This is a genomic window from Mesobacillus sp. QJM3NY_10, from assembly GCF_056173465.1.
Window position 1 is genome coordinate 2248816 of record NZ_CM149675.1, and the last position, 12565, is coordinate 2261380.

Below are 12565 nucleotides of genomic sequence, written 5' to 3' on the forward strand. Positions count from 1 at the left end.
CTCCACGATAAAGAAAGTACCTGATTTTTGTTTGATAATCATGATACTTTAATTTGTTTTAAAATGAGTTGGGAAGACTGATCACTAACTTTAATAGCGGATTATAGGGATGAACTAGTTTTCAAATTTCCCAATAAAAATAAGACAAATAGAGTTGTTTAAATAAATATAATTTATTTTTAGGAGTACTTTCCTAATTTTACAGAATATACAATTAGTTCTTTGTAAACTTTTCCAGTCTTTCATTCTCCTGTATTCTTAGTAATTAAATAGGAAAAGGAGGTTTTTTAATGTTTAAATTATCGTCTAAAGTTCTTGCCGGAACTCTGGCCATTACTCTAGCAGGAACCAGTATCGCTTGGGCATGTGAGGATGGGCAAAAAAGTTATATTGAAGCAGGAGCTTCTACATTTGGCGGAGTTCCTCTTGTTAAGGGTTCAAAAAACTTCATGAATTTGCAGGAAACTGCTGCAGTATCTTTAAAAGAGTTGAAGGGATCGTCTGTGACCACTGCTGATGTTTTTGCCCATAAAGGCTATGCCTATCTTGGAACTCACAGGGGGAAGATGACAAACGAGGGTGTCAGAATTTTTGACATGAAGGACCCAGCTAATCCTACGGAAGTCGCCGTCATAGGAAATGATATTCCGGGAACCTGGCAGGAAAAAGTTATTGTTAAATCCGTCAGCACTCCATCTTTTAAAGGGATATAGCGGCAATCAGTGTTCAACGTGTCGATAAGGAACGATATGGCTATGAAGGAGAAACGTCTCCAAATGGCGGAGTAGTTCTTTATGATGTTACAAATCCTGCGTCACCGAAGAAATTAGGATTTTGGAAAACTCCTTCAGAGCTGCCAACTGGTACGCATGAATTCTGGCTGACTGAGCAAAACAACCGTTTGATTCTGCTGGCAACCAACTATCAAGCAAAAAGATACAAAGACCAGGGAGTGGAAGTGAATGACTTCTCCATTGTCGATGTAACGGATCCAACCCAGCCGAAGGAGTTGTCCAATTGGGATGCAACTGAGGTAGGCGGTGCTTTTGATGGCAATTATACATATAAGGATGAGACAGGAGCGTCAAGGACTGCATTCCTTCACAGTGTAATTGCGGATGAGACAGGTAAGTATGCGTATCTGTCCTACTGGGATCTAGGAACAATCATTTTAAATATTGAAGATCCGGCAAATCCTAAGTTTGTGGGCCGCACGAAATTCGAACGTGATGTCCAGGGAGCCGCTCATTCGGCTGCACTTGCTCATGGAGGAAATATTCTCATCGAGACAAGGGAAGTGTTCAATCCAGATCCACATGATCCAGCATTCGAAAGAGGTTGGGGTTATGTCCGAGTCTATGATATCAAGGACAAGAGCAATCCAGTATTGCTGAGCACATTCCGAACTTTAAATTCAGCAGTCCAGATTAAAGCAGGTGAAAGACAGCCTGGAACCTATACAGTCCACGATCCAAAAGTTAGAGGAAACACTCTATATCTGTCACATTATTCAGATGGTATTCGAATGGTCGACCTTACCGATCCAAGCAACCCAGTTGAAGTCGGGTCTTATGTATCCGATAAGGCAAATGTATGGGGAGTATTCGTAGATCGAAATTATATCCTTGCTTCAGATATGGGCCAGGGATTGAAGGTGCTTCAGAAGAAAGGATCAGGGTTAAGATAAGAAAATAAAGCAGTATGGCCATATTTAACATGGCTGTGCTGTTTTTTTTGTGGTTTAGTCTTGGATTATCAGGGTTTTCACTTCATACCTTCCTGAACTTCCATTGCTCCTGGAATCACTAGTGTGTTTCTTTAAACTAAATTTATGGACCATTTTTATTGCTGATGGTCTACGCCACCTAAAGTGCCGCCTATTGCCATCTTTTTTACCATTGAACGACAGATAGTTTACTATTAAATGATAAGCTGGTTACCAAATCCTTATATCATTGTTCAATCAGCATGTTCTTCAATTGTTGTAAAACAAATGTCTCACGCTTCAACCAGCCGTTGTGCTCATATCTGTCTATCAAGCTTTCATTTTGTTTAATGGCTTCCTCCAGGGTAACCCATTTGGGTGTGAAATTCAGTTCAGCTTCGTACCCTTCCAATTGTTGGGCCGTTTTTATATCGGTTGCTAATTCACAAAGATAATAGTGCGAGGTCATTTGAAATAGGGCATTTTCGATATACTCGTCCATTTTCCGTTCAGTGACTGTGCCAACCTTGTCATTGACTTTGCAATGAATATAACCTGTTTCTTCTCTCACTTCTCGTATTAGGCATTCTTCGTGGCTTTCGTTTTCCTCTAGTCCACCTCCGGGAAATTTAAAGTCCCCTCTACTGGATTGAACTAGCAGAATACGATTATTTGCCATTATGATTGCTCGGATTGCTATTCTTTCTATGGTTGTCTCAACGTTTGCTTGTAGTGGATCTTCTATTATCATATCGAAATTCATGTTTTTCACCTTTTCATATTTATAAGGTCATAGATTGTTAACGAATAAAATGACTATGTAACACACTAGCTATTTTTCCTTCCCATTGGACAGCTCTTATGCTATGAATCTGCATTTTGGGAAGCTGCTGCAGCCTTTGAACTTACCTTTTTTACCTGTTCTTGAAACAAGGGGACTTCCACAGCGAGGGCATATGTTTTCTGTCACCATTGTTTTCTTTTTCTTAAGCTCGTTTTTAATATCGGAGACATGCTTTTTCTTTATTTCCCTCTTTTGGTTTTTATCCTGACTGAGAAATGGAGCGAGTATTTGCTTTATTTTACCGCGCTTAAAAAAGGATACTTCGGGTGTGACCTGGATTTTATCAATTGTAGCAAGAAGCTCGTTGTTTTTGATGACATAGGCATTCTTGAATGGTTCTTTGAATTTCAGTGTTGCTTCTTTTCCGAAAACGATCACTGAGTGGATGGGTATTTCTGCTGCCACTTCACCCAATTGTGCCTGAAGGGCTTTTATATGGCCTGAATTCTGCCAAATAGGGTTATATAATTTATCTTTCCGCTTGTAGTTTGTTTGATTCCAGTACTGGCTATGTTCAGACCCAGTAATCCAGCCTTTATAGTTTTTTGTCTCAATAACGAATATACCTTTAGGGGAAATTAATAGATGGTCAATCTGAGTAGTTTGTCCATTTTCATTCGGTAGATAGAGGTCGTTCATGAGGGTGTAGTCCTGAGAATCTAAGGAAGAGAGAATATTGGCCACACGCTTTTCTCCAATCCAGCCTTTGATACTGGCAAAATTACGGTTTAAAATCCATACAATTATTAACATTAATACGGGAAAAAAATAAGCTTCCATTAATGATCTACCTCTCATAGTGAAATATTTCCAATAATAGATTACCATATATTGCGTGATTATATCCTATTATGTTAACGAATGCTTCATAAAGGACTACATCCTCGAGGCGGCTTCTTGAGCAAGGAGGAATGTTGCAAAGTATGTCGAAGTTCTTTTATAGGAAAAATATAGGATTTTAGTATGGCGGACTTTAAAGTATCAATGTTGGGAATTTCATCAAAGCGAAAGGTTTGAACTCTACCTAGGATATAATGATGGAGGATATGAAAAGTATACTTTTGACCGAGATGTTGTTGTATCGGATCGATTGTACAAGGTAGTGAATCCTCCACTGGATTACAAAGTGATCGAGAAACTCGAAAGAGAAATTCTTTCTAATAATTAATATTATAGATTTATAAATTCAATACCTGGAAGCGCAGGGACTTCACTGCGCTTTTACGAATGGAGCGACAAAAAGATGACAATCAGAATAACCAAGTGTACTCCTGAAGATTTACTCACACTCCAGGAAATTAGTTGTGTAACATTTGACGAGACTTTTAAGCAGCAGAATTCACCAGAGAATATGAAGGCTTATCTGGATAAGGCATTTAATTTAAATCAATTGGAAAAAGAATTGAGAAACTCTTCTTCTGAGTTTTTCTTTGTGTATTTTAACAATGAGCTTGCCGGGTATTTAAAGGTAAATATTAATGATGCGCAGTCTGAGGACATGGGAAGTGAAGCGCTTGAAGTCGAAAGGATTTATATTAAGAGCGATTTTCAAAAGCATGGGCTTGGTAAATACCTCTTTAACAAAGCGGTGGATCTTGCGCAAGAAAATAATAAGAGTAAAATCTGGCTGGGTGTGTGGGAGAAGAACGAAAATGCGATTGCTTTTTATAAGAGAATGGGATTTGTAGAGACTGGATCTCACTCTTTCTATATGGGTGATGAAGAGCAAATCGACATTATCATGGCTCTTGAAATTCAGTAGTATTAACAAAGGTGGTCGGTCAAAAGCTTTGCTAAAAATCGCGTGATACTAGATGAGGGGGATGGGGAATGAAAACAGTCTACAAACTCAGCCCCAGTGATTATTGGAGAATCGGGGAGCTTGAAAGCTGGTTGTCAGACATGGCGGCTGAGGGGCTTTTTCTAAAAAAGTTGGGGAGACAGTTCGTCAAGTTTGAAAAAGCTAATCAGAAAAACATGAGATACAGGCTAGTGGTGTCGATCAATAAAGAGATATCGACTGAGCAAGTTGAAATGTATGGCGATAAAGGCTGGGATTTTGTCACCAGCTATGGTTCTTTTTATGTGTTTTCATCACCTGCTGAGCTGAATGCACCGGAGCTTTACACTGATCCTGAAGAGCAATCGTACTCATTGAAGGAACTCGATAAACAATTGGTATTTAATGCTGGTGTCATCGTTTTGGGCCTGCTTCTCATGATTGGTATGTTAGCTTCTAGCTGGTTCCTGGACGGGACGCCAACGTTTGTAATGGTGGAAGGAATCATGGTCCATCAAACGCTTTTGGCTATTTACATAAGTTATATCGCTTATGCTTCATTACAAGCTGCTCTCTCTGTTCGTGATTTGCGCAAAAAATTAGCTGAAGGCATACCAATTAACCATCATGCTCCGTGGAAAAAGAGACATACATTCCATACTGCTATTAGTTTTCTTTTCACAGTGATGATAGGATTAAGTGCGATTATTCCATTTTTACACCTAATGAAAATTGATACGAAAACACTTCCGGATAAAGACGTGAATTTACCGATTGTCAGATTAGCAGATGTCGAGAGCAATCCTAAATTAGAGAGAGCGGAACCTACCTTTATAGAAGATGGTGTAGATTGGGGGAATCGATATTCATATGACTGGAGCCTTTTGGCACCTGTCCAATATGAAGCTGATGAACACGGACTGGTTCGAGGTAGCTTGTGGGAAGATGGCAGCGGCGAGTATTCACCGGCGATACATACACAATATTATCAGCTCAGATTCCATGGCATGGCAGAGAATTTGGTTTCGGATTTGATCAAACGCTACAGTTTTGAAACCAGCCAGGATGATTATGTTGAAAAGAAGCACCCGGACCTGGATCTTTTGATTGTCCATGAAGAAAAGGAAATGAAGGAAGTTTTTGCTTCAAGGGGAAACGAAGTCATATATGTTCATTATTTTGGTTATGCGGATATTAATACAGTCATTGATAATGTGGTCGAGAAGATTCAATAATTGTAAAACAAGATTGTCGAATTAAAAGGCATAAGACAATTCAAACAGGAGAAATGTAATGGGCTTCCTTAAAAAAACTAGAGAATTTATCGATCGGCATTATGAAACGCCAAAAGGAATAATAGGTACATATATTGGTGAAAAAATGGTAAGGCAGCACAAGACTGAAACAAATTGGACATTAGAGTTAATGAATGTTCAAAAAGGAGACAGGATTTTAGAGTTGGGCTGTGGGGCAGGTTATGCAATTAAATTGCTTTTGGAAAAGGATTTGACCGAAGAAATAGTCGGTTTGGACATTTCTCCAACAATTATTCGATCAGCAAATTTCAGAAACAAAAAGGCATTAAGGGAAAAGAGAGCAAAACTAGTGCAAGCAAATCTCAATAAATTGCCCTTTGACCATGAACATTTCAACACGGTCTTTAGTATCCAAACCATTTATTTTTGGATGGATATAGAAACGACTTTATCGGAAATCTATAGGGTTCTAAAGCCAAAAGGAATTGTCATACTTACTTTTTCTGACGGAAAAGAAGATGAAACATGGGAAGGCATAAGAGGCATTACTGAAAATCAAGTTATTCCGTATATGAAGAATGCAGGATTTACTGACGTTGCTTTAATCAAAGGCCCCGATTCGAGGGGGTATCATACCGTTGCGGTTAGGGGAACTAAGCAATAAATTCACCTTTCAGTCTTCTTTTGTACCTCTAAAAGTTGAAAAACATGCCATTAAAATACCTGAAAAACGCAGAGGTTGACAAAATCTCTGCGTTTTTTTATGTGAGTTAGTTTGTATAAAAGTATGGGACTTACCTGCTATTTCTCTTGTGAATTTGGATTTTTCGCATCACAACCGAACTGCTTATTGCCACCCTGCACTTTCTATTGTTTGTGATTGACCATTTGCGGTGGCTCTTCCATCCATCCGTTTTTAACCATGATTTTGGCACCTTTATGGGCATACTCAAAAACATCCTTCGTAAAGATGGACATTTTTACAGGCAGGTCATTACGTAAGCTAAAAGCAGTTCCGAGTGAATTGCTTCCCAGGGAAAAACTGCAAAACAGACTTGTACAGTACATCATTAATTTATCCGAAAAAGGAGCGACTGTGGATTGAGTTGCATTTCCTCCGGATGATTGTGGGGCAGGAAGGCTTTCTTGAATCATTAACTCACTTAATTCTTTTATAATTCCTTTAGCAAGCTCTGCACCCTCATGAAAAAACTTTTTAACCTCGTTATCATTGGCGCACTGGGCAAAGCCGAGGATCATCTGCAAGCCTGTGAGATTTGCTTCGATTCCTTTTTGGATATGGGCCACCTCAAGTGTGTTTAAGGTCCTTTTCTGCTTAAAAGGATTGATGGGTAGCCCGCCAAAGTAATCATAATTTTTTACAAATTCGACGGTCTTTGGCATCGGAACGTAAGGAGTTCTTACAAGCAGCCCTTTTTCAAGTAAATATTGCGTGCAAATCCTGTAATACTTCTGGCTGAGAGCGGTAAGGTCTGCCATAAGGATATTGATATCCTCTCGGAACGTCATCGTTAAATTCAATGAGTGCATTCCCATGCTGATTTCTTTTAATAGCCGGACAATCATAATATCAAAACCATTGTCGTATAACTTAGGAACATGTTTATTGACATCTTCTGGTGTATATCCGGCCGGAATGACAGCACCTTCCTGTTCAAAAATTTCCACGATTTTGCTGACATATACCTCAAGTTCTCCATACAAACTTGTCATAATTTCCCTGGATTTTTCATCATCAGCTTTGTCTATAAAGTATTCCAGCATTCGTAAAATCATTGTTTTTTCCTGATAGGTAAGCCATAAAGTGGCTAATTCGGAAGAAGAAATGGAAGCTTTCTCTGGCACTGGTAATCCTCCCTAATATCATTTAATTTTAGGGTGTGTTTAACCTGTGATTTTATGCCATTTTATTAACTGTTTACCTATTATTCATATGTAAATGAACTGTGTTAACTTGCTGTCTGTTGTTAGAGCTTTTGATTAGTAAAAGGGGGATATGTTTTAGTACTTATCTGACTCTCCCGAGCCCCCAATCCCCGTATTGGTAAGAAATATAGAATAGGAACAAGATCACATTGGCGATGAAGAACAATAGGAACCAAGACTTTTGAATTCTTATTTTCCACATTAAAAATAGGACAAAGAAATTCATCATCATAGGAACAAATGTGTATGTCATTCTTTCATCAATAAGAGAAAGCGCATTTGGGCTTAGCCAAAAAATAAATTTGTCAGATATCTGCGCTATTATGGAGAAAATGATCATACCCCAAAATAACATCACCAAAATTACTTTTTTCATTTGTCCTCCGGCGTACTGATCTATTTTCCTTTCATTTTACGGAATTTATGACATATTCGAAAGGGAAATCTTCCCTTACCATCTCATTATGATACTATAAGAATATATGTTCGGTTAATGGGAGGTTGTATGTTGAAAAGTAAAGATGATGTAATAAAGTTAATTCAAAGCGACGATAAAATGATGGAGATTATACAAGCTGCTAGCACACTGAATTTGCCTGACTGGTGGATCTGTGCAGGGTTTGTCCGTTCGAAAATTTGGGATGTGATGCACGAATTTAAAGAACGAACGCTGACCCAGGATGTCGATGTTATTTATTTTGATTCAGCTAACATTGATGAGAATGACGAAAAGGTATTAGAGAAACAGTTGAGAAGGATTTTACCCGATGTGCCCTGGTCTGTTAAAAATCAGGCCAGAATGCATGTTGTCAATCAGATTCCGCCCTATACTTCTTGTGAGGATGCGATCTCAAAGTTTCCGGAAACGGCCACGGCTCTTGGCGTAAAGCTGGACAGTGAAAATAACTTGGTCCTGACCGCTCCTTGTGGGATAGATGATGTCCTTCATCTTGAAGTGAAACCGACTCCTTTTTTTACCGAAACAAAAGAGCGCGCTGCGATTTATGAGAACCGGATTGTTAAAAAGAACTGGAAAGCGATTTGGCATAAGATTAATGTCCATCATGTAGTTAAGCATTCAAAGGGTTAAAACCCCATCTCAAATAGCTCTCCAAAGTATAGATCCTGAAACTTCTTGTTCAGTATGCCGGTATAGTAGGCAAGTGGATTTTTCACCGTGACGTTTGACTTCATTTTTCGTACTAGCTGCTTAAAAGAATCCAGGGAAACAGACAGAATAGTGTCCGTCTCGTTTTCCTGGTTATTTTTATAGGCTGCGATTCTTGTCATTTTCCAGAATTCCTCGATGGCCTTTGCGCTCGGAAAGAAGTATTTTGCCAGGTCGACGAATGGCTTCGGAATTCTATCGCTGACAAAAAGATGATCTTCTGGTGCTTGGTGAAGGGCGCTTTCTTCACGTTTATTATTCTTTATAGTTTTAGTTTCAGAAGGATTAATAGTTTTATTCTGGTGGTTCATTTTTTCCTTTTTCGGTGGTTCATTGTTGGGAAAACGATTGAATACATATAGGTTGCTGGATTGTGAACCGTTTTTGCGTTCTGTTTCGTGTACGGTGAAGATGCCAAGAGTGCTTGCTTTAATGATCATTCTTTTAAAAGTGGAACGAGAAATGCCGAGCTCGTTGTATTCCTCATGGATGGCTTTCAGCACCGTTCCGATTTTTGCATTGCTGACACCGGGAATTTTTGCCGCGAACCTGGAGAGCCTCTTTAACCCCACAAGCTCACCTTTAGAAAAATCATGCTTATGTACTGCCAGCCACATTTCCAAATGCCTGTTGAATTCCTCTAGCGAACTGAACTGTGAATATCCTTCAAAACCTTCAATGACCCCTGATTTAATTGTCATTATTTTGCACCGCCCTTTCACTGTCTATATACAGGGAGGCAATTAAAAGGGACATGTAGGGAAGGGGATTTTTGTGACGGATTTGTGACAGATTTAAAATGGGCTGAACTTAAAATTGAAAGATAAATTAAAATCTGATACGATTAAATCGTACACGATATAATTATTCTCTGAGGAGGAACGATACATGAAAACGGTTTATGATTTTACAGTGAAGAAGACAAATGGCCAGGAACAATCCTTGAGGGATTATGAGGGAAAACCAATGTTGATTGTCAATACTGCAAGTAAGTGCGGCTTGACGCCTCAATTCAAAGGACTTCAGGAATTGTATGCTCAATACCAGGAGAAAGGCTTAGAGATTCTCGGTTTCCCTTGCGGCCAGTTCAACGATCAGGAGTTCAATGATATTGTCGAAACGACGCAGTTTTGCCAGATGAACTATGGAGTTTCGTTCCCGATGTTTGCGAAGATTGATGTGAATGGTGCACAAGCAGATCCTCTGTTTGCATTTTTAAAAGAACAAAAAGGTGGAGTCCTTACGAAGGATATAAAGTGGAATTTCACTAAATTCCTTGTGGATGGCAACGGGCAGGTGGTCAAGCGCTATGCGCCGACAACTGAACCTAGTAAAATTGAGAAGGATCTCGAGAATCTATTATAAAGTTTGTGAAGGTGATACACTTGGATGATTTTTTAACGCTGGAAAATCAGTTGTGTTTTGCAGTCTATGAAGCCGGTAGCCAGTTCAATAAACTATACACCAAAGCACTTGAATCATTCGGCATTACCTACCCGCAGTATCTAGTTTTGCTGGCACTGTGGGAAGAGGATGGGTTAAGCGCCAAAGAGCTCGGAGAAAAATTGAACCTCGGCACAGGGACATTAACCCCGATGATCAAAAGGATGGAAGCGAGCGGCTGGGTGAAAAGGGAGAGGTCGACGGCAGACGAAAGGAAAGTCTGCATCTCACTTCAACCAAAGGCCCTGGAAGAAAAAGATGCTATCGTCCAAAAAATCGCCACCGAGCTGAAGCTGTGCAACATCGAGTATGAAGAGTATGAACAGTTGATGAAGCAGTTGAGAGTGCTGCGGGGGAAGCTGAAAGAGTATAACCGGTTATAAGAGAAGCGCAGGGACGATGAATCCTGTGCTTTTTTCTAGGAATGTTTTAGTCTCTCCCAGCTAATCAACTCGGCGACCGTAAAGATATGGTGTTTATTCCGTTTTATTGGATATGTTTGAAATAGAATAACCTGTATCTTCATATTAATGTTAATCAAAATCAAACCCCTTTTTCTTCGAATGCATGAATTTCATTATTATGACCTAACACGATGAGAATATCATTTGGGCAGATGACTTCTTCAACTGAAGGGGACACAATGAATTCTTCTCCTCGCTGGATTCCGATGATCGTACAGCCGTACTTGCCCCTGACATTCAGCTCATTTAATGTTTTATCTGTTACCTTTTTTGTAGAGATTATTTCTGCAATGCTGTGGTTCTTGGAAAGCTCAATAAAATCGACAATCTTATCGGAAGTAACATGGTGGGCGATTCTCTTGGCCATTTCCCTTTCAGGGTGAATGACGCGATCGGCACCGATTTTTTCTAATACCTTTTGATGGTTCTCACTTAATGCCTTCACCCAAACTTGTTTGACACCCAATTCCTTTAGCAGCAATGTCGTGAGAATACTCGCTTCAATATTACCGCCGAATGATACAATCGCAATGTCTACATTTTTTAAGCCCAATTCTTTTAGATTATTTTCGTTAATGGCATTGGACACAACTGCATGGGTTGCAAACTGGCTAAACCGGTTCACTCTCTCCTCATTCATATCCACAGCCAGAACCTCGAAACCAAGATGGTGAAATTCCTCAACAAGACTTCCACCAAAACGCCCGAGACCTATCACGGCAAATAGCTTTCTCATTATGCCATTCCTCCTGATTTTAAAAGAAGATTCTATTTACTGAGGGCATTTTTAGTATGCCAATTCGTCATATTTATTTTTAATAAAATGAAAGAAAATGATTAATAGGATGGCTGCTGCTGGGTAAACGGGTATGGAATATAAGAGCTTCCATCCAGTATAAATCAAGGCGTTATTTTTCACACAAATCCATTCGTAAAATAAGGAAAACCCTGTCCATCCTAAAATATACAAAACTGTTTTTTTACCGTATATTTCGAACTTGTCGTAAAAATAAAGAAACACTAAAGAAGCACAAGGATACATGAATAAATGAAATAGTGCACCAGAAAGTTCGTATGTTGGATTATCACCAAAATAGTAGGCCTTAAAAGGGGTTGCGATTAAAAAGTAGTCAATTGTTGATACGAGGAAAATATTATACATCCAGATGAGAAGGACGATCACTGGCCGGAAGTATTTCCGGATGGGCCAGAATGTTAATAATGCTGCAGCGGAAGAAATCAGAAAGAACCATTCATTCCAGTCATAATTTACATTCATTTGTATTGTCCTCCTTTATAAAGCAAAATGCGGTATCCTTTCATAAAGCCAATCAGCAATATGAGACCACCAAACCAAACGGAAGGTGACCACCAAAACTGCCAATTTACATGAATCAATACACCTAAAAAATGGTTCAGCCATTCTACGCCTGTTAATAAAGCCACAAATAAAACCATTAAAAAGCCCTTTTTGTACCATTTATCCGTGACCAGATAATAATCCAAAAATAGAACCATGATCACTGGATAGATGTTGATTCGACTAAAAAAATGAGCCATTTCAAGAGGTAAATGTTCAGGGATGTGTAGAGTTTTAAAATTCATATAACATAGTGCAGAGAAATTCTGAGCGATGTAAGAAGCAAGAAACCAATAAGGCGTCAGCTCAAGAATGTGGAGGTTTTTCTTTTTCTTAATGAAAAAAAGTAAAGCGATTCCATTCAATAAGAGATAAATGAACAATATCATAAAATAATCTCCTTATTTGCCTATTCCCTTATCGATGGGCTAGAAGCCCTTCGCGTGATTGGAGAGGGAATCTTCTGTAGAAATACGATAAATGCCATAATGATTTATTGTCACCAAAAAATAATCAAAATATGTTTCCCTCTAACAATTATTTTCGAAAAAGAATGACACTTTTTTACTCTAAAATTACAGTTCGTTAACAAATCACT

Annotated in this window: 15 protein-coding genes; 8 read left to right on the forward strand and 7 right to left on the reverse strand. The window is 38.9% G+C overall.

Annotated features, from left to right (window positions below):
- Positions 1 to 290: 290 nt before the first annotated feature.
- Both AC0VX7_RS11275 and AC0VX7_RS11280 read left to right on the forward strand, forming a co-directional pair.
- On the forward strand, positions 291 to 713 hold the full coding sequence (locus AC0VX7_RS11275; protein WP_475427906.1) for a hypothetical protein: 423 nt from the start codon (positions 291 to 293) through the stop codon (positions 711 to 713).
- Between the two features lie 188 nt (positions 714 to 901).
- Positions 902 to 1687 (forward strand): LVIVD repeat-containing protein, encoded by a 786-nt coding sequence (locus tag AC0VX7_RS11280; RefSeq protein ID WP_475427907.1) that lies wholly within the window; start codon positions 902 to 904, stop codon positions 1685 to 1687.
- A gap of 265 nt (positions 1688 to 1952) precedes the next feature.
- Here the strand turns inward: AC0VX7_RS11280 and AC0VX7_RS11285 are convergent, their stop codons facing one another.
- Positions 1953 to 2468, reverse strand: coding sequence for an NUDIX hydrolase (locus AC0VX7_RS11285; protein WP_475427908.1), 516 nt, complete (start codon positions 2466 to 2468; stop codon positions 1953 to 1955).
- A 96-nt stretch (positions 2469 to 2564) separates the two neighbouring features.
- Positions 2565 to 3329 (reverse strand): NERD domain-containing protein, encoded by a 765-nt coding sequence (locus AC0VX7_RS11290; RefSeq protein ID WP_475427909.1) that lies wholly within the window; start codon positions 3327 to 3329, stop codon positions 2565 to 2567.
- 463 nt (positions 3330 to 3792) lie between these two features.
- On the opposite strand from AC0VX7_RS11290, the gene paiA reads away from it, so the two are divergent.
- The 3 genes from paiA to AC0VX7_RS11305 all read left to right on the forward strand — a co-directional run bounded on the left by paiA (position 3793) and on the right by AC0VX7_RS11305 (position 6249).
- A complete protein-coding gene (gene paiA, locus AC0VX7_RS11295; protein WP_475427910.1) occupies positions 3793 to 4311 on the forward strand; it encodes a spermidine/spermine N(1)-acetyltransferase in 519 nt (172 codons plus the stop codon).
- Between the two features lie 68 nt (positions 4312 to 4379).
- Positions 4380 to 5564: a DUF2812 domain-containing protein gene (locus AC0VX7_RS11300; RefSeq protein ID WP_475427911.1), complete on the forward strand. Its 1185-nt coding sequence runs from the start codon at positions 4380 to 4382 to the stop codon at positions 5562 to 5564.
- Between the two features lie 58 nt (positions 5565 to 5622).
- Positions 5623 to 6249 carry a class I SAM-dependent methyltransferase gene (locus AC0VX7_RS11305; RefSeq protein ID WP_475427912.1) on the forward strand — a complete coding sequence of 209 codons (627 nt, stop codon included), beginning with the start codon at positions 5623 to 5625 and terminating at the stop codon, positions 6247 to 6249.
- Between the two features lie 203 nt (positions 6250 to 6452).
- Here AC0VX7_RS11305 and AC0VX7_RS11310 read toward each other — a convergent pair whose 3' ends face one another.
- A complete protein-coding gene (locus AC0VX7_RS11310; RefSeq protein WP_475427913.1) occupies positions 6453 to 7451 on the reverse strand; it encodes a DUF3231 family protein in 999 nt (332 codons plus the stop codon).
- 586 nt (positions 7452 to 8037) lie between these two features.
- Here AC0VX7_RS11310 and AC0VX7_RS11315 point away from each other — a divergent pair.
- The gene (locus AC0VX7_RS11315) at positions 8038 to 8622 is read left to right on the forward strand and encodes a nucleotidyltransferase family protein (RefSeq protein ID WP_475427914.1); all 585 of its coding nucleotides are present in this window, start codon (positions 8038 to 8040) and stop codon (positions 8620 to 8622) included.
- Here AC0VX7_RS11315 and AC0VX7_RS11320 read toward each other — a convergent pair.
- On the reverse strand, positions 8619 to 9401 hold the full coding sequence (locus tag AC0VX7_RS11320) for a hypothetical protein (protein ID WP_475427915.1): 783 nt from the start codon (positions 9399 to 9401) through the stop codon (positions 8619 to 8621). The two genes, AC0VX7_RS11315 and AC0VX7_RS11320, sit on opposite strands and share 4 nt — an antisense overlap.
- A 187-nt stretch (positions 9402 to 9588) precedes the next feature.
- Between AC0VX7_RS11320 and AC0VX7_RS11325 the strand changes: the two genes are divergently transcribed.
- Complete coding sequence (locus AC0VX7_RS11325; RefSeq protein ID WP_475427916.1) at positions 9589 to 10065, forward strand: glutathione peroxidase; 477 nt, start codon at positions 9589 to 9591, stop codon at positions 10063 to 10065.
- 20 nt (positions 10066 to 10085) lie between these two features.
- Positions 10086 to 10526, forward strand: a complete 441-nt coding sequence (locus tag AC0VX7_RS11330) for a MarR family winged helix-turn-helix transcriptional regulator (protein WP_475427917.1) — start codon at positions 10086 to 10088, stop codon at positions 10524 to 10526.
- A gap of 160 nt (positions 10527 to 10686) precedes the next feature.
- Here AC0VX7_RS11330 and AC0VX7_RS11335 read toward each other — a convergent pair whose 3' ends face one another.
- From AC0VX7_RS11335 to AC0VX7_RS11345, 3 genes are read right to left on the reverse strand one after another with little or no spacing between them, the layout of a single operon-like run.
- The gene (locus AC0VX7_RS11335; RefSeq protein WP_475427918.1) at positions 10687 to 11343 is read right to left on the reverse strand and encodes a potassium channel family protein; all 657 of its coding nucleotides are present in this window, start codon (positions 11341 to 11343) and stop codon (positions 10687 to 10689) included.
- A gap of 51 nt (positions 11344 to 11394) precedes the next feature.
- Positions 11395 to 11886: a hypothetical protein gene (locus AC0VX7_RS11340; RefSeq protein WP_475427919.1), complete on the reverse strand. Its 492-nt coding sequence runs from the start codon at positions 11884 to 11886 to the stop codon at positions 11395 to 11397.
- A complete protein-coding gene (locus AC0VX7_RS11345; protein ID WP_475427920.1) occupies positions 11883 to 12356 on the reverse strand; it encodes a hypothetical protein in 474 nt (157 codons plus the stop codon). The genes AC0VX7_RS11340 and AC0VX7_RS11345 overlap by 4 nt, the downstream gene beginning before the upstream one ends.
- Between the last annotated feature and the right edge of the window lie 209 nt (positions 12357 to 12565).